This window comes from Polaromonas sp. P4_F6 (assembly GCF_056401275.1).
In genome coordinates, this window is sequence record NZ_JBFUJQ010000004.1 from 215,498 (window position 1) to 230,790 (window position 15,293).

Consider the following 15,293-nt stretch of genomic DNA (forward strand, 5'->3'; position numbering starts at 1 on the left):
GGCAGGGCTTGATCTTTCATGCCTTCCTGCCGTTATGTGAAGAGGCTGGTTTACTACTTTTTGCTTATTAGGATCTTGAGTCGGATTGAGGTAACCTTCCAACCTTTGCCTATAAGGCGTGCTTGGATCAGGGGGAGTAACTGGCGGATCTTGGCGGCGGCGGCGTTGCCGCTGACCAGCAGGCACCAGGTTTCGCCGTCTATGGGGCCGGCCTGAACCGCGGGGCGCAGGGCTTCGGGCAGCAGCGGCTCAATGGCCTTGAGCCTGTCGCTGGATTCCCGGACGAGCTCGGTCAGCCGCGCCAGGGAGGGCGAATTCCCGGCGGCCTGGTAAGCGGAGAGCGCCTGCGGAAGGCGCCGGTCGGAAGTCATGATGAACGGTGCGTGGCCTGATGAGCGCAAGCTTTTAAAGAGGTAGACAAGTGCATTTGATTATCACGGATGCGTGGCTGGCGAAAAGCCGGGCCATTTACTTAAGCGGGACAAAACTGGTTCTTGCGGGTTTTGTCGCCGCGCTGGCGCTGATGCTTGTGGCCGCGGGCCTCTACCACTGGGTGTTTCTCAAGGGGGCACGCGAAGGCTGGCCGGTCGTCGGCTCGCTGGTCAAGCTCATGGTCAAGGACGAATTCGACCAGCGCGACCGCTTTATGCGTGAAAACCTCGACGTGATGGCCAAGCGGGTCGGCGAAATGCAGGCCAAGATGATGCAGCTCGAGGCGCTCGGCGAGCGGGTGTCGGGCCTGGCCGGCGTCAATCCCAACGACATCAAGGTCACGCCCGGCCGCGGCGGCGCGCTGGTGGCCGGCCCTTCGCTCACCATGCAGGAGCTGCAGGCCACGCTGGCGGACCTGGACAAACTCACCGACCAGCGGGTCGACCTCATGACCGTGATGGAGTCGCGCCTGTTCGACCAGAAGATCAAAAAAATGATGGTTCCCACCCAGGAGCCGGTCGCCGGCGGCAACCTCGGTTCGCCTTTCGGCTGGCGCATAGACCCGATGAACGGCCGCTCCGCGCTGCACACCGGGCTCGATTTCCCCTCCGAACCGGGCACGGCCATCCTGGCCGCCGCGGGTGGTGTTGTCGTCACGCAGGAGTACCACCCGGCCTACGGCAATATGGTGGAAGTCGACCACGGCAATGAGCTCGTCACGCGTTATGCCCACGCTTCGCGCGTGCTGGTCAAAAAGGGCGACCTGGTCAAACGCGGCCAGAAGATCGCCGAAGTCGGCACCACCGGCCGATCCACAGGCCCGCACCTGCATTTCGAGGTACTGGTGCAGGGCGTTTTCCAGGATCCGCAGAAATTCCTGACCGCGGGGCAAAAACTGCCCGGGCCCATGGTGGCATCGGCCGGCGCGCGGTCTCCGCTCCCGGCGCCTGCACAGCTGCCACGCCCTCACTAGGCGGCGCGCGCCTGCCGCGCGTGCGGGCATGGCTTTTCATTCCTGATGACGGTTTTCTCCCGGACGGCGGTGCGGCTCCCTTGGCGGCGCTAAAATCAGAGGTTTGGGCCCAGTTGAACTCACTGATGGCGCCCACACCTAGGTTCCGTACTCAATAAGGGATTTCGGCCGCATTGCCAGCTCATGGGGAGCGGTCAAGGCGGCCTCGCATTTATGGCTTCCAACATCCTGACCAAAATTTTCGGCAGCCGCAACGACAGGCTGCTCAAAACCTACCGCAAAACCGTAGAACGCATCAATGCGCTGGAGACCCAGTACGAAAAGCTTGACGACGACCAGCTTCGGGCCAAAACCCAGGAGTTCAAGGACCGGGTAGCCGCCGGCGAGGAGCTCGATGCGATACTTCCCGAGGCTTTTGCGGTGGTGCGGGAGGGCAGCAAGCGTGTCATGAAGATGCGCCACTTCGACGTGCAGATGCTGGGCGGCATGTCGCTGCACAACGGCAAGATTTCCGAAATGCGCACGGGTGAGGGCAAGACCCTGACCGCCACGCTGCCGGTCTACCTCAATGCCTTGACCGGCAAGGGCGTGCACGTGGTGACGGTCAATGACTACCTGGCCAGCCGCGACGCGCGCTGGATGGGCAAGCTCTACAACTTCCTGGGTCTGACGGTGGGCATCAACCTGCCCAACATGTCGCGCGAGGAAAAGCAGGCCGCCTACGGCTCCGACATCACCTACGGCACCAACAACGAATACGGTTTCGACTACCTGCGCGACAACATGGTCTATGAAGTGGCGGACCGCGTGCAGCGCGGCCTGAACTACGCCATCGTCGACGAGGTGGACTCCATCCTGATCGACGAGGCGCGAACGCCGCTCATCATCAGCGGCCAGGCCGAAGACCACACCGAGATGTACCTGGCGATGAACAAGGTCGTCCCCCTGTTGACGCGCCAGGAGGGCGAAGCCGACCCGCGCACGGGGGAGGGCGTGACCAAGCCCGGCGACTTCACCATCGACGAGAAAAGCCACCAGGTGTTCCTGACCGAGCAGGGCCACGAGAACGCCGAGCGCCTGCTGTTCAACCTGGGCCTGATCCCCGAGGGCGCCACGCTGTACGACCCGGCCAACATCTCGCTGATGCACCACCTGTATGCGGCCCTGCGCGCCAACCTGCTGTACCACCGCGACCAGCATTACGTGGTCCAGGACGGCGAAGTCGTGATCGTCGACGAGTTCACCGGCCGCCTGATGTCGGGCCGCCGCTGGAGCGACGGGCTGCACCAGGCCGTCGAGGCCAAGGAAGGCGTGCAGATCCAGGCCGAGAACCAGACCCTCGCGTCCATTACCTTCCAGAACTATTTCCGCCTCTACACCAAGCTGGCCGGCATGACCGGAACCGCCGACACCGAGGCCTATGAATTCCAGGAGATTTACGGCCTCGAAACCACGGTGATCCCGCCCAACCGCGTGAGCCGCCGCGACGACCAGCTCGACCGCGTCTACAAAACAACGCGCGAAAAATACGAAGCCGCTATCAAGGACATCCGCGAGTGCTACGAGCGCGGCCAGCCCGTGCTGGTCGGCACGACCTCGATCGAAAACTCCGAGATCATCGACCAGTTGCTGGTCAAGGAAGACCTGCCGCACCAGGTGCTCAATGCCAAGCAGCATGCCCGCGAGGCCGACATCATCGCGCAGGCGGGCCGCCCGAAGATGATCACCATCGCCACCAACATGGCCGGCCGCGGCACCGACATCGTGCTGGGCGGCAATGTTGAAAAGCTGATCGAAGCGGTTGAAGCGGACGAAGCCATGGATGCTGCCGCCAAAGAAGCGGAAATTTCCCGCCTGCGCGCGGTGTGGAAGCAGGAGCACGAACAGGTCACCGGATTGGGCGGCCTGCGCATCATCGCGACCGAGCGCCACGAATCGCGCCGTATCGACAACCAGCTGCGCGGCCGATCCGGCCGCCAGGGCGACCCCGGCTCGTCGCGCTTTTACCTGAGCCTGGACGACCCGCTGATGCGCATCTTCGCGGGCGACCGTGTCAAGGCCATCATGGAACGCCTGAAGATGCCCGACGGCGAGGCTATCGAGGCGGGCATCGTCACCCGCAGCATCGAGTCGGCCCAGCGCAAGGTCGAAGCGCGCAACTTCGACATCCGCAAGCAGCTGCTCGAATACGACGACGTCGCCAACGACCAGCGCAAGGTGATCTACCAGCAGCGCAACGACATCATGGACGCCGCCAGCCTGCAGGCGCAGATCGCCTCGCTGCGCGAAGGTTGCTTCACCGACCTGGCGCGGCAGTATGTGCCGGCTGAAAGCGTCGAGGAACAATGGGACGTCGCGGGCCTGGAGAACGTGCTGCGCGAGGAGTGGCAGATCGAGCTGCCGCTGCGCCAGGAACTGGAAGCCGCCGCCGCCATCACCGATGAGGAAGTGGTCGAAAAAGTCATAGCCGCCGCCAATGCCGCCTTTGCCGACAAGGTCGAGAAAATCGGCGAAGAAAACTTCACGCAGTTCGAGCGCGTGGTCCTGCTGCAAAGCATAGACAGCCACTGGCGCGAGCACCTGAGCGCCCTCGACTACCTGCGCCAGGGTATACACCTGCGCGGCTATGCGCAAAAGCAGCCCAAGCAGGAATACAAGCGCGAAGCCTTTGAACTGTTCGGCCAGCTGCTCGACAGCGTGAAGAACGAGGTCACCAAAGTCCTGATGACGGTCAAGATCCAGTCGGGCGAGCAACTCGAACAGGCGGCCGAGGAAATGGAGAGCCGTGCTGAAAACATCGCCAACGTGACCTACACCGCGCCCACCGAAACCGGCGGGGTGGAAACCACGGTGGACGAGGAGTCGCAGCGCCGCGCGCCGGCCGTGCCGGCCGGCGATGTGCCCCGCGTGGGCCGCAACGACCCCTGCCCCTGCGGCTCGGGCAAAAAATACAAGAACTGCCACGGCCAGCTGAACTGAGCGCCGGCACCGGCTGAACGTCTTCCAACCCCCACTGGTTTTCCGGAGTCAACCATGCCCGTCAATCTGGTCGCCACACCCGCTGCGGACCTTTACCCCGTGCCCGGCGTACGCTGGGGCATTACCGAAGCAGGCATACGAAAAGCCAACCGCAAGGACCTTTCCGTGTTGCTGCTTGATGAGGGCGCTTCGGTAGGCGCGGTCTTCACGCAGAACCGCTTTTGCGCGGCGCCCGTGCAGATCTGCCGTGAGCACCTCGCAAAAAACGGGGGGCTGACGGCAGGCATACGCGCGATGCTGATCAACACCGGCAACGCCAATGCCGGTACCGGCGACGACGGCCTGAGCCGCGCGCACGCCAGCTGCATCGCGCTGGCCCGCCTGTTGGATATCGCGCCCGAACAGGTGTTGCCGTTTTCCACCGGGGTCATCATGGAGTCCCTGCCCAACGACCGCATCGCGGCAGGCCTGCCAGCCGCGCTGGCCGACGCGAAGGAAAACAACTGGGGCAACGCGGCCGAAGCCATCATGACCACCGACACCGTGGCCAAGGCATTTTCCAAACGCATCAAGATCGCGGGCGCCGACGTCACCATCACCGGCATCAGCAAGGGTGCCGGCATGATACGGCCGAATATGGCCACCATGCTGGGTTTCCTGGCAACGGATGCCTGCGTGGCGCAGCCGCTCATGGCCCAACTGGCCCGGGAACTGGCCGAGGGATCGTTCAACCGCGTGACGGTGGACGGCGACACCTCGACCAACGACTCCTTTGTGGTGGTGGCCACCAACAAGGCCGTCCACGCGCCCGTGGCTTCGCTGGACAGCGCTGAAGGCCAGGCCTTGCGCGCCGCCATGCTGGACATCGCCCGGCAGCTGGCGCAGGCCATCGTGCGCGACGGCGAGGGCGCCACCAAGTTCATGACCATCCAGGTCGAAGGCGGCAAGACCGGCGAGGAATGCCGCAAGGTGGCTTACGCGATCGCCCATTCGCCCCTGGTCAAAACCGCTTTCTTTGCCAGCGACCCCAACCTCGGCCGCATCCTGGCGGCCGTCGGTTACGCCGGCATCGAGGACCTGGACCAGACCAAGATCGACCTGTACCTTGATGAGGTACTGGTGGCCAAAAACGGCGGCCGCCATCCCGGCTACGTCGAGGCCGACGGCCAGCGCGTGATGAAACAAAGCGAGATCACGGTGCGCGTGGTGCTGGGCCGCGGCACGGCGAACGATACCGTCTGGACCTGCGATTTTTCCTACGACTACGTCAAGATCAACGCCGATTACAGAAGCTGAGCCCGCATGAACGAGCAGTTTGAGCGCCTGATCGCCCGCGTCGAGTCCCTGATGGCGCGGATCGAATCCGTGCTGCCGCAGCCGCTGGCCGCGCCGGACTGGACTGCCTCGATCGCCTACCGCTACCGCAAGCGCAGTTCCGGCCACGGCTCGCTGGAGCCGGTGCGGCACATCGGCAACATGCGCCTGGGCGACCTCAAGGAAATCGAGGACCAGAAGGAAAAGATCAAGCGCAACACCGAGCAGTTCGTGCTGGGCAAGCCCGCCAACAACGTGTTGTTGACGGGCGCGCGCGGCACCGGCAAGTCCTCGCTGATCAAGGCCTGCCTCAATGAATATTCCTCGCGCGGCCTGCGCCTGATTGAGGTCGACAAGGCCGACCTGACCGACCTGCCGGACATCGTCGACGTGGTGTCCGGCCTGCCTGAAAAATTCATCGTCTTTTGCGACGACCTGAGTTTTGAGGAAGGCGAGCCGGGCTACAAGGCGCTCAAGTCCATCCTGGATGGATCGGTCGCGGCGGCCACGCCCAATGTGCTGATCTACGCCACCAGCAACCGGCGCCACCTGCTGCCCGAGTACATGACGGAGAACCTCACCTATACCCATGGGGACGACGGTGAGGTGCATCCCGGAGAGGTGGTCGAAGAGAAGATTTCGCTGTCCGAGCGTTTCGGCCTCTGGGTCAGCTTTTACCCTTTCAGCCAGGACGAATACCTGAGCATCGTCGCGCAGTGGCTGTCGTCCTTCGGTGTGGGCCAGGATGCGATTGCCGCGGCAAAACCGGCGTCCCTGGTCTGGGCGCTGGAGCGGGGCTCGCGCAGCGGCCGGGTGGCCTACCAGTTTGCCCGCGACTACGCCGGCCGCGACGCGGCCAGCCGGCCTGTGGCGGCACCGCCCATTGCCGCCTACGAGCGGCCGGGCGCCGCCGCCACCGCGTCGCCTGAGCAGGCCGACCAGGCGCCTGACCACTCGACATGAGCGTGCTGGTCGCCGACGGTGAACGGCCGCGCGAGGGCGGCGCGGACCGCAAGGTGGTCGATGTCGCGGTGGGCGTTTTAATCCGCCCCGATGGCGACTTCTTGCTGACCTCCCGCCCGCCGGGCAAGGTCTACGAAGGCTATTGGGAGTTTCCGGGCGGCAAGCTGGAGCCGGGTGAAAGCGTCGAAGCCGCGCTGCGCCGCGAACTGCAGGAAGAAATCGGCGTGACCATAGGCGCGGTCCATCCCTGGAAGGTCGAGATGGTCGACTACCCGCATGCGCTGGTGCGCCTGAATTTCTGCAAGGTGTTTGAGTGGACCGGTGAGCTGCAGATGCATGAGGGCCAGTCTTTCGCCTGGCAGTCGCTGCCGGTCAGCGTGCAGCCCGTCTTGCCGGGCACGGTGCCGGTGCTGGCCTGGTTTGCCCAAGAGCGGGGCTTTGCCGGCGCGACCTGCTGAGTTTTCTCGCCGCTTCGTCAGGGCCGCTCGGCGATAAACACCCAATTCTTGCTCGCGCCCATCACGGCGTCGGGATAGGGCGATTTGCCGCGTGAACCGTTGTAGCGTCCCAGACCCATGAAGAGGTCGCCGCGCTCCCTGTCCAGGTAGTGGCGCAGGATCACGCAGCCAAAGCGCAGGTTGGTTTGCATGTGAAAGAGCTTGCCGGGGTCGCCGTCCCCGATCACGCGTGTCCAGAAGGGCATGACCTGCATGTAGCCGCGCGCCCCCACGTTGCTGACCGCGAATTTGCGGAAGTTGCTCTCGACCTGGATCAGGCCCAGCACCAGCGTGGTGTCCAGGCCGGCGCGTTTGCTTTCGTACCAGACGGTTTGCAAAAACTCCTTGCGGATCTGAAATTCGGGTTTTTTCTTCTTGAGCCGGTCGCTCATGGCGCCCAGCCAGCGCAGGTAGGCCAGGCGGCTTTCCGTGTCCTTGAATTCGGGCACGGGAGGCGCCTGGTTGGCGATGGCTGAGCTCAGCGCGGTGCGCACCGAGTCGACCAGCGGCTCTTCAACTTGCGCGCCGGCATGCGCCCGCCCGGCCAGCAGCAAGGGGCTGCAGGCCAGGGGCAAAGCCAGGCAGCTTCGCCGGGAGAGCCCTTGCGCCTTTGCCGGGGCAGCGCCGGATGCGGACATGGTCAATGAGCGCACGGAAACCATGGAAAACTCAAAGCGCCAGCTTTCCTTTGAGGAAGTCGAAGGCGTTTGCCGCGTCGATCTTGCTGGAAGCCGCGTCGCGGCGGTGCTGGTACTCGAGCTGGCCGTCCTTGAGGCCGCGGTCGCCTATGGTGACGCGGTGCGGCACGCCTATCAGTTCCCAGTCGGCGAACATGGCGCCGGGCCGCTCGCCGCGGTCATCCAGGATCACGTCCACGCCGGCCGCGAGCAACTCGCCATACAGCTTGTTCGCGGCGGCTTCGACCTCGGGGAAGCGGTCGGGGCTGATGGGGCACAGCACCACGGTGAAAGGCGCGATGGCGTCGGGCCAGATGATGCCACGCTCGTCGTGGTTCTGCTCAATGGCCGCGGCCGGCAGGCGCGTGATGCCTATGCCGTAGCAGCCCATCTCCATGAACTGGGGCTTGCCGTTCTCGCCCAGGAAGGTAGCGTTCATGGCCCGGCTGTATTTGGTGCCGAGGTAGAACACATGGCCGATCTCGATGCCGCGCTCTATGGCCAGTGCGCCTTTGCCGTCCGGCGACGGGTCGCCGGCCACCACGTTTCGCAGGTCCAACACCAGCTCGGGTTCGGGCAGGTCGCGGCCCCAGTTGACGCCGGTCATGTGGAAATCGACTTCATTAGCGCCGCACACCCAGTCGGCGAGTGCCGCGGCTTCGCGGTCCACCACCAGCTTGACGGGCTTTTTCAGGTTCAGCGGGCCGAGGTAACCCGGCTTGCAGCCGAAATGGTCTTCGATCTCGGGCAGGGTCGCGAAGCGGAAATCAGCCAAGCCCGGCACCTTGCCGACCTTGACTTCGTTCATGTCGTGGTCGCCGCGCAGCAGCAGCAGCCAGACCTGCGATTTGACGGGCTTGCCCGCCTCGTCGAGTTCGTCGGTGGCCAGCACCAGCGACTTGACGGTGGTGTTCAGCGGGATGCCCAGCAACTCGGCCACATCGGCGCAGGTGGCCTTGCCCGGGGTCGGTGTTTTGGCCATGGCGCGCGACGCCGGCTTGCGCGCGCCTGGCGGCAGCGCCTCGGCTTTTTCCATGTTGGCGGCGTAGTCGCTGCCGGGGCAGTAGACGATGGCGTCCTCGCCGGTCGCGGCGATCACCTGGAATTCCTCGCTGAGGTCGCCGCCTATGGCACCGCTGTCGGCAGCCACCGCGCGGTAGCTCAGGCCGAAGCGGTCAAAAATCCTGCGGTAGGCGGCCGCCATGGCCTGGTAGCTGGCTTTGGCGCCGGCCTGGTCGCGGTCGAAGCTGTAGGCGTCCTTCATGATGAACTCGCGCCCGCGCATCAGGCCAAAGCGCGGCCGGCGTTCGTCGCGGAACTTGGTCTGGATCTGGTACAGGTTCTTCGGCAGCTGCTTGTAGCTCTTGATGTCCTGGCGCATCACGTCGGTGACGACTTCTTCGCTGGTCGGCTGGACCACGAAGTCGCGGCCGTGGCGGTCCTTGATGCGCAGCAGCTCGGGGCCCATTTTTTCAAAGCGGCCGGTTTCCTGCCAGAGCTCGGCCGGCTGGATCACCGGCATGGTCATTTCCACGGCGCCGGCGCGGTTCATTTCCTCGCGCACGATGGCTTCGACCTTGCGGATCACGCGCAGGCCCATGGGCATGTAGTTGTAAACGCCGGCCCCCAGTTTCTTGATCATGCCGGCCCTCATCATGAGCTGGTGGCTGACGACTTCCGCGTCGGCAGGGGCTTCCTTGAGGGTGGAAATGAAGAACTGGGAGGCTTTCATGGGCGGTTTTCGGGGATTCCGGGGTTGGAAATGGGGGAAAAGGTGCTGCAGCCCGCCGTGCGCTTGGCGCTGGGGCCTTCGCTGTGCATAATGGACTCAGTTTAAAAAATTTGAGGTTTGATTATGCTTGACCGGGACGGCTTTAGGCCCAACGTCGGCATCATCTTGCTCAACCAGAGAAGTCAGGTATTTTGGGGCAAACGTATCCGTACCCACTCGTGGCAGTTTCCGCAGGGTGGCATTGATCGGGGCGAAAATCCCGAGCAGGCCATGTACCGCGAGTTGCATGAAGAAGTGGGGCTGTTGCCGCAGCATGTGAATGTGCTGGCCCGAACCCGAGACTGGTTGCGCTATGAGGTGCCTGACCGGTTCATCCGCCGGGATGCGCGCGGACATTACAAAGGCCAGAAGCAAATCTGGTTTCTCCTTCAGCTGGTCGGCCACGACTGGGACTTGAATCTGCGCGCCACCGACCATCCCGAATTCGATGCCTGGCGCTGGAACGACTACTGGGTGCCGCTGGACGTGGTGGTCGAATTCAAGCGCGGAGTCTATGAAATGGCGCTGACTGAGCTCGCCAGGTTTGTCCCGCGCGTGGACAACCGGGCCGAGCCGCGCCCCGACCACCGCAACCGCTACCTGCGCGGCGGCCTGCACCAGCGCGACCATTCGAACCCGCCTGGCGACGCCGGATTCCATGCTCCGGGCGAGTCTTTTCACGCCCAGATCAGGCCGGGCGCCTCTTTTGAATTGCCGCCGGGCGCCACCTTTGAACCTGATCCGCAAACCAGCCTGGGCGCGGATCCCACCAACACAAAACCATGACATTTAAATCGGCCTTTCTGGCCACTTTCTTCCTGATGGCGCTTAACGCCTCGGGTCCGGCGCAAGCCCAGGTATACGCGTTCGAGGATCCCGCCGACTGGAAGGAAATCGAGACGCCGCCGCCTCCGGCGTTCGACGTCAAGAAGCTGATCACACTCGAGGTCTCGCCCAATTCCCAGCTGGTCTATGGCGTGGACCCGGCGACCATCAGCATCTCCCAGAAAGACGGGATCGTGCGCTATGTCATGGTGGCTTCAAATGCCAGCGGAGCCAGCAATGTGATGTACGAAGGCATACGCTGCACGACCGGCGAATTCAAGACCTATGCCCGCTATTCTTCGGACGGAAAGTGGACCCATGTGAGCAAGCCGGAATGGCGCTCGCTGTTTGACAACATGCCGTCCAAACATGCCTTGCGCTTCGCCCGGGCCGGCGCCTGCGACAGCGCGGCGCCCGCGACTTCGGTCGATACGCTGGTCCGGCGCTTGAAGAACCAGAACTTCAGGATGGTCGAATAAACCGGCCCGCCCGCCGGCACCCGAGGGGGGCTTAGCGGGTCAATACGAGGTTGGTGCGGTGGACCATTTCCGGTTCACCCGTATACCCCAGCAGCCGCTCGAATTCAGTAGAGGCCTTGCGGCAGATCAGCCGGGCTTCGGCGCTCGAGTAATTGGCCAGTCCGCGCGCGATCTCCGTGCCTTCCGGGCTGCGTATGGCGATGACGTCGCCGCGCGAAAACTCGCCCTGGACCGCCGTCATGCCGATGGGCAGCAGGCTTTTGCCCTCGCCCTGTACCTTGACCACCGCGCCCGCGTCCACGGTGACCGAACCGCGCATCTGAAGGTGATCGGCCATCCATTGCTTGCGCGCCTGCAGTTTCTGCGTCTGCGCCACCAGCAAGGTGCCTATGGGCTCGCCCTGTACCAGCCGGATCAGCGCCTGCGGTTCACGGCCCCAGGCAATCACGGTGGAGGCGCCCGATCCCGCTGCGCGCTTGGCGGCCAGTATCTTGGTGATCATGCCGCCCTTGCCGATGCTGGAGCCGGCGCCCCCCGCCATGGCTTCCAGCGCCGGGTCGCCGGCTTTGGCTTCGTGCACAAACTGCGCCGCCGGGTCCTTGCGCGGGTCGGCGGTGTACAGGCCCTTCTGGTCCGTGAGGATGACCAGTGCGTCGGCTTCCACCAGGTTGGCCACCAGCGCGCCCAGCGTGTCGTTGTCGCCGAACTTGATTTCGTCGTTGACCACCGTGTCGTTTTCATTGATGACGGGCACAACGCCCAACTGCAGCAAGGCCAGCAGGGTGGAGCGGGCGTTGATGTAGCGCTCGCGGTCGGCCAGGTCGGCATGCGTGAGCAGAACCTGCGCGCTGCCTATGCCGTTTTCGCGCAGTTTGGTCTCATAGACCTGAACCAGGCCCATCTGGCCGACCGCGGCGGCGGCCTGCAGTTCATGGATGGCCTTGGGGCGGCTGCCCCAGTTCAGGCGTTTCATGCCCTCGGCAATGGCACCGCTGCTCACCATGATCACCTCGCGCCCGTCCTTGACGAGGGCTGCCAGCTGTTCGCACCATTGGCCGATGGCGGTCGCGTCCAGCCCGCGGCCCTCATTGGTGACCAGGCTGGAACCTACCTTGACCACAATGCGCCTGGCGTTGCGCAGGACGGTGGAGCCGGGTTTGTCTTGCATGTTCGGTACTTCTCGGGTTGCGGTCCCGTCGACACGGGCGTGGGCAGCGATTGTTGTTGGGGGAGCGAGTGCAGCCCTGCACCTGCCCGCGGCTAGGGTGCCGGAAACGAGGGGTCAGGACGATTCCGGCGGTTCAGGAGGCAGCGGGGCAAAGCGCGGGTCGACTTCTTCCACGGGTTGTTCGCTTTTCTGAACCTGCTTGACGTGCTGGTAGATCGTCTTGATCAGGTGCTCGCAGCCCTCGCGCGTCAGCGCCGAAATCTCGAACACCGGGCCCTTGAATTTGAAGCGCTTGACGAAATCCTTGACGATGGCTGCGCGCTTGTCGCTGTCCACCATGTCCAGTTTGTTGAGGACCAGCCAGCGCGGCTTTTCATACAGCGCTTCGTCGTATTTCTTGAGCTCGCCGACGATGGCCTTGGCCTGCGCGACCGGGTCCACGCCCTCGTCGAAGGGCGCCAGGTCCACGATGTGCAGCAGCAGGCGGGTGCGCTGCAGGTGCCGCAGGAAGAGATGGCCCAGGCCCGCGCCTTCGGAAGCGCCTTCTATCAGGCCGGGCAGGTCGGCCACCACAAAACTTTGCTCGGGGCCTACCCGCACCACGCCCAGGTTGGGGTGAAGTGTGGTGAATGGGTAGTCGGCGATGCGGGGGCGGGCATTGGAGACCGCCGAGATGAAGGTGGACTTGCCGGCATTAGGCATGCCGAGCAGGCCGACGTCGGCCAGAACCTTGAGTTCCAGCTTGAGGCTTTTGCGCTCGCCGGGCCAGCCGGGCGTCTTGCTGCGCGGCGCGCGGTTGGTCGAGCTCTTGAAGCGCAGGTTGCCGAAGCCGCCGTCGCCGCCTTTGGCGATCAGGACCTGCTCGCCGGGAACCAGCAGCTCAAAGAGAACCTCACCGGTTTCCGCGTCGGTCAGGATGGTACCCACCGGCATCTTGAGGATGATGTCGTCGCCCTTGGCGCCGAACATGTCCGAGCCCATGCCGTGCTGGCCGTTGCGGGCCTCGTGGCGGCGCGAAAACCGGAAGTCCACCAGGGTGTTCAGGTTGATGTCGGCCACCGCGTACACATGGCCGCCGCGCCCGCCGTCGCCGCCGTTGGGGCCGCCGAATTCTTTGTATTTTTCGTGGCTGAACGAGACGCAGCCACTCCCGCCATCGCCTGCGGCAATGTCAATAAAGGCTTCGTCAACAAATTTCATGATGGGAGTGCCGCGGTTAAAACAGGGGCTGTGAGGGCCGGATCAAGTTTACAAACAAAAAAGCCCCGACAGGTCGGGGCTTCGTTTCAGTCGAAGTGACTTATCGAAGTGATCAGCTTACGCCGGAGTCACGTCCACGGTGTGCTTGTTCAGCGCGCCCTTGACGGAAAACGAGACCGAGCCGTCAACCAGTGCAAACAGGGTGTGGTCCTTGCCGATGCCGACATTGACGCCTGGATGGAACTTGGTGCCGCGCTGGCGCACAATGATGCTGCCTGCGTTGATGACTTCGCCGCCAAATTTCTTGACGCCCAGCATTTTGGGCTGTGAATCACGCCCGTTTCGCGTAGAGCCGCCGCCTTTTTTCTGTGCCATTTTTCGTTACTCCTGGTACGTCCCTGCTCAGCCGGCGATGGCGCCGATTTGCAGTTCCGTGTAGTTTTGCCGGTGGCCCTGGCGCTTTTGGTAGTGCTTGCGACGGCGCATTTTGAAAATGCGAACCTTGTCGTGCCTACCTTGCGAAAGGACAGTGACTGTAACAGTGGCGCCGGACACCAAGGGCGTACCAACCGTGATCGAGCTGCCGGTGCCGACAGCCAATACCTGGTCAATAACGATCTCTTGGCCTACGTCCGCAGCAATCTGTTCTACTTTAATTTTTTCTCCGGTAGCAACCTTGTATTGTTTGCCACCGGTTTTTATGACCGCGTACATGTAAGACCTCGTAAATTGAGTTCTGCAGACGGATTTCCGCAGAGCCGGCTATTCTAGCATGGCAGGCTGGAATTGGCCAGCGGGGCGGTTTTGCGGGTTTTTAGGCTGGTTTACCGGGCCGGCCGGGCCAGAACGGGCAGGGCGGCTTCCTATAATCGGCCAAACTTAACGTCTGGATCGCCTTTTGTCTGCCAATTCTTCAAGCACCGCCGCCGCCCTCGCCCTGATTGCCGACGACATGCGCGGGATGGACAGGGTGATCGAGCGCCGACTGAAGTCCGAGGTGCCGCTGGTCAGCCAGGTTTCCAGCTACATCGTGGCGGCGGGCGGAAAACGGCTGCGCCCCGCCCTTTTGCTGCTGATGTGCGGCGCGCTGGGCTACCAAGGGGACCAGCGTTACAACCTCGCGGCTGTCGTGGAGTTCATCCACACGGCGACCCTGCTGCATGACGACGTGGTGGATGAATCCACCTTGCGCCGCGGCCGCGCGACCGCCAACGAGGCCTTTGGCAACCCGGCGAGCGTGCTGGTCGGCGATTTTCTGTACTCCCGGGCTTTCCAGATGATGGTGGAAGCCGGGGACATGCGCGTCATGCAAACCCTGGCCGAAGCCACCAACGTGATTGCGGAAGGCGAGGTGCTGCAGCTCATGAATATGCATGACGCGGCGCTGTCCGAGGAGGGCTATCTGAGGGTGATCCGCTCCAAAACGGCCAAGCTGTTCGAGGCAAGCGCCCGCCTGGCAGCCTTGCTGGCGCAGTCGTCGCCCACTATCGAGCAAAGCTGCGCCGACTACGGGCAGGCGCTGGGCACGGCGTTCCAGGTGATCGACGACGTGCTCGATTACGACGGCGATGTGTCGGAAATGGGGAAAAATCTGGGAGATGACCTGCGGGAAGGCAAGGCAACCCTTCCCTTGATCATCGCAATGCAGCGCGGCAGCGAGGCGGAGCGAGCCACTATCCGGCAGGCCATTGAAACCGGCGGGACTGACCAGATGGCGCGGATCATCGAGATCGTGCACCATACGGGCGCCTTGACGGCCACCCGGGACGCGGCGGCGGTGGAGGCCCAGCGTGCGCTGAATGCCTTGCGGATGCTGCCGCAAAACATTTACAGTAATGCCTTGACGCAGCTGGCCTCCCAATTGCTGGAGAGGCGTTCCTGATTTCTTAAGTATGACGGCGGGGTGTAGCTTAGCCTGGTAGAGCGCTACGTTCGGGACGTAGAGGCCGGAGGTTCGAATCCTCTCACCCCGACCAGGCCTGTGTTCTTTCTTCTTAAGTGTGCGTTTCTTCGCA

15 protein-coding genes and 1 tRNA gene are annotated in these 15,293 nt (G+C 63.5%); 9 read left to right on the top strand and 7 right to left on the bottom strand.

The window, feature by feature from the left end; genetic code table 11:
• Positions 1 to 53: 53 nt before the first annotated feature.
• Positions 54 to 371 (bottom strand): hypothetical protein, encoded by a 318-nt coding sequence (locus AC1DUN_RS12725; protein WP_413327491.1) that lies wholly within the window; start codon positions 369 to 371, stop codon positions 54 to 56.
• A gap of 50 nt (positions 372 to 421) precedes the next feature.
• Between AC1DUN_RS12725 and AC1DUN_RS12730 the strand changes: the two genes are divergently transcribed.
• The 5 genes from AC1DUN_RS12730 to AC1DUN_RS12750 all read left to right on the top strand — a co-directional run bounded on the left by AC1DUN_RS12730 (position 422) and on the right by AC1DUN_RS12750 (position 7,119).
• Complete coding sequence (locus tag AC1DUN_RS12730) at positions 422 to 1,405, top strand: M23 family metallopeptidase (RefSeq protein WP_477661078.1); 984 nt, start codon at positions 422 to 424, stop codon at positions 1,403 to 1,405.
• Positions 1,406 to 1,618: 213 nt separating this feature from the next.
• On the top strand, positions 1,619 to 4,384 hold the full coding sequence (gene secA / locus AC1DUN_RS12735; protein ID WP_477714263.1) for a preprotein translocase subunit SecA: 2,766 nt from the start codon (positions 1,619 to 1,621) through the stop codon (positions 4,382 to 4,384).
• A gap of 54 nt (positions 4,385 to 4,438) precedes the next feature.
• Positions 4,439 to 5,680, top strand: coding sequence for a bifunctional glutamate N-acetyltransferase/amino-acid acetyltransferase ArgJ (gene argJ, locus AC1DUN_RS12740; RefSeq protein ID WP_477714264.1), 1,242 nt, complete (start codon positions 4,439 to 4,441; stop codon positions 5,678 to 5,680).
• Between the two features lie 6 nt (positions 5,681 to 5,686).
• Positions 5,687 to 6,661, top strand: coding sequence for an ATP-binding protein (locus AC1DUN_RS12745; RefSeq protein ID WP_477714265.1), 975 nt, complete (start codon positions 5,687 to 5,689; stop codon positions 6,659 to 6,661).
• Positions 6,658 to 7,119 carry an NUDIX domain-containing protein gene (locus tag AC1DUN_RS12750; RefSeq protein ID WP_477714266.1) on the top strand — a complete coding sequence of 154 codons (462 nt, stop codon included), beginning with the start codon at positions 6,658 to 6,660 and terminating at the stop codon, positions 7,117 to 7,119. Before AC1DUN_RS12745 ends, AC1DUN_RS12750 begins: the two co-directional genes overlap by 4 nt.
• A gap of 17 nt (positions 7,120 to 7,136) precedes the next feature.
• Here the strand turns inward: AC1DUN_RS12750 and AC1DUN_RS12755 are convergent, their stop codons facing one another.
• Together AC1DUN_RS12755 and AC1DUN_RS12760 are read right to left on the bottom strand one after the other, a co-directional pair.
• Positions 7,137 to 7,796, bottom strand: a complete 660-nt coding sequence (locus AC1DUN_RS12755; RefSeq protein ID WP_477714375.1) for a lytic transglycosylase domain-containing protein — start codon at positions 7,794 to 7,796, stop codon at positions 7,137 to 7,139.
• A gap of 31 nt (positions 7,797 to 7,827) precedes the next feature.
• Entirely contained in the window at positions 7,828 to 9,567 is a 1,740-nt protein-coding gene (locus AC1DUN_RS12760) for a proline--tRNA ligase (protein WP_477714267.1), read from the bottom strand.
• 123 nt (positions 9,568 to 9,690) lie between these two features.
• On the opposite strand from AC1DUN_RS12760, the gene AC1DUN_RS12765 reads away from it, so the two are divergent.
• Together AC1DUN_RS12765 and AC1DUN_RS12770 are read left to right on the top strand one after the other, a co-directional pair.
• On the top strand, positions 9,691 to 10,392 hold the full coding sequence (locus AC1DUN_RS12765) for an RNA pyrophosphohydrolase (RefSeq protein ID WP_477714268.1): 702 nt from the start codon (positions 9,691 to 9,693) through the stop codon (positions 10,390 to 10,392).
• Positions 10,389 to 10,910, top strand: coding sequence for a CNP1-like family protein (locus AC1DUN_RS12770; RefSeq protein WP_477714269.1), 522 nt, complete (start codon positions 10,389 to 10,391; stop codon positions 10,908 to 10,910). The genes AC1DUN_RS12765 and AC1DUN_RS12770 overlap by 4 nt, the downstream gene beginning before the upstream one ends.
• Positions 10,911 to 10,941: 31 nt before the next feature.
• Here the strand turns inward: AC1DUN_RS12770 and proB are convergent, their stop codons facing one another.
• The 4 genes from proB to rplU all read right to left on the bottom strand — a co-directional run bounded on the left by proB (position 10,942) and on the right by rplU (position 13,992).
• Positions 10,942 to 12,078, bottom strand: a complete 1,137-nt coding sequence (gene proB, locus AC1DUN_RS12775) for a glutamate 5-kinase (protein WP_074577942.1) — start codon at positions 12,076 to 12,078, stop codon at positions 10,942 to 10,944.
• 114 nt (positions 12,079 to 12,192) lie between these two features.
• The gene (gene cgtA, locus AC1DUN_RS12780; protein ID WP_007868035.1) at positions 12,193 to 13,278 is read right to left on the bottom strand and encodes an Obg family GTPase CgtA; all 1,086 of its coding nucleotides are present in this window, start codon (positions 13,276 to 13,278) and stop codon (positions 12,193 to 12,195) included.
• A gap of 117 nt (positions 13,279 to 13,395) precedes the next feature.
• Positions 13,396 to 13,653 (bottom strand): 50S ribosomal protein L27, encoded by a 258-nt coding sequence (gene rpmA / locus AC1DUN_RS12785; RefSeq protein ID WP_007868030.1) that lies wholly within the window; start codon positions 13,651 to 13,653, stop codon positions 13,396 to 13,398.
• A 27-nt stretch (positions 13,654 to 13,680) separates the two neighbouring features.
• Positions 13,681 to 13,992 (bottom strand): 50S ribosomal protein L21, encoded by a 312-nt coding sequence (rplU, locus tag AC1DUN_RS12790; protein WP_007868028.1) that lies wholly within the window; start codon positions 13,990 to 13,992, stop codon positions 13,681 to 13,683.
• Positions 13,993 to 14,176: 184 nt separating this feature from the next.
• Here rplU and AC1DUN_RS12795 point away from each other — a divergent pair, with 184 nt between their 5' ends.
• Positions 14,177 to 15,160 carry a polyprenyl synthetase family protein gene (locus tag AC1DUN_RS12795; protein ID WP_477714270.1) on the top strand — a complete coding sequence of 328 codons (984 nt, stop codon included), beginning with the start codon at positions 14,177 to 14,179 and terminating at the stop codon, positions 15,158 to 15,160.
• Positions 15,161 to 15,177: 17 nt separating this feature from the next.
• Positions 15,178 to 15,254, top strand: a tRNA-Pro gene (locus AC1DUN_RS12800).
• Positions 15,255 to 15,293 lie beyond the last annotated feature (39 nt).

Bases quoted from the DNA above. Each gene is read 5' to 3' on its own strand.
- AC1DUN_RS12725 (WP_413327491.1), bottom strand. From the start codon at position 371: ATGACTTCCGACCGGCGCCTTCCGCAGGCGCTCTCCGCTTACCAGGCC.
- secA (WP_477714263.1), top strand. From the start codon at position 1,619: ATGGCTTCCAACATCCTGACCAAAATTTTCGGCAGCCGCAACGACAGG.
- argJ (WP_477714264.1), top strand. From the start codon at position 4,439: ATGCCCGTCAATCTGGTCGCCACACCCGCTGCGGACCTTTACCCCGTG.
- AC1DUN_RS12745 (WP_477714265.1), top strand. From the start codon at position 5,687: ATGAACGAGCAGTTTGAGCGCCTGATCGCCCGCGTCGAGTCCCTGATG.
- AC1DUN_RS12750 (WP_477714266.1), top strand. From the start codon at position 6,658: ATGAGCGTGCTGGTCGCCGACGGTGAACGGCCGCGCGAGGGCGGCGCG.
- AC1DUN_RS12755 (WP_477714375.1), bottom strand. From the start codon at position 7,796: ATGTCCGCATCCGGCGCTGCCCCGGCAAAGGCGCAAGGGCTCTCCCGG.
- AC1DUN_RS12760 (WP_477714267.1), bottom strand. From the start codon at position 9,567: ATGAAAGCCTCCCAGTTCTTCATTTCCACCCTCAAGGAAGCCCCTGCC.
- AC1DUN_RS12765 (WP_477714268.1), top strand. From the start codon at position 9,691: ATGCTTGACCGGGACGGCTTTAGGCCCAACGTCGGCATCATCTTGCTC.
- AC1DUN_RS12770 (WP_477714269.1), top strand. From the start codon at position 10,389: ATGACATTTAAATCGGCCTTTCTGGCCACTTTCTTCCTGATGGCGCTT.
- proB (WP_074577942.1), bottom strand. From the start codon at position 12,078: ATGCAAGACAAACCCGGCTCCACCGTCCTGCGCAACGCCAGGCGCATT.
- cgtA (WP_007868035.1), bottom strand. From the start codon at position 13,278: ATGAAATTTGTTGACGAAGCCTTTATTGACATTGCCGCAGGCGATGGC.
- rpmA (WP_007868030.1), bottom strand. From the start codon at position 13,653: ATGGCACAGAAAAAAGGCGGCGGCTCTACGCGAAACGGGCGTGATTCA.
- rplU (WP_007868028.1), bottom strand. From the start codon at position 13,992: ATGTACGCGGTCATAAAAACCGGTGGCAAACAATACAAGGTTGCTACC.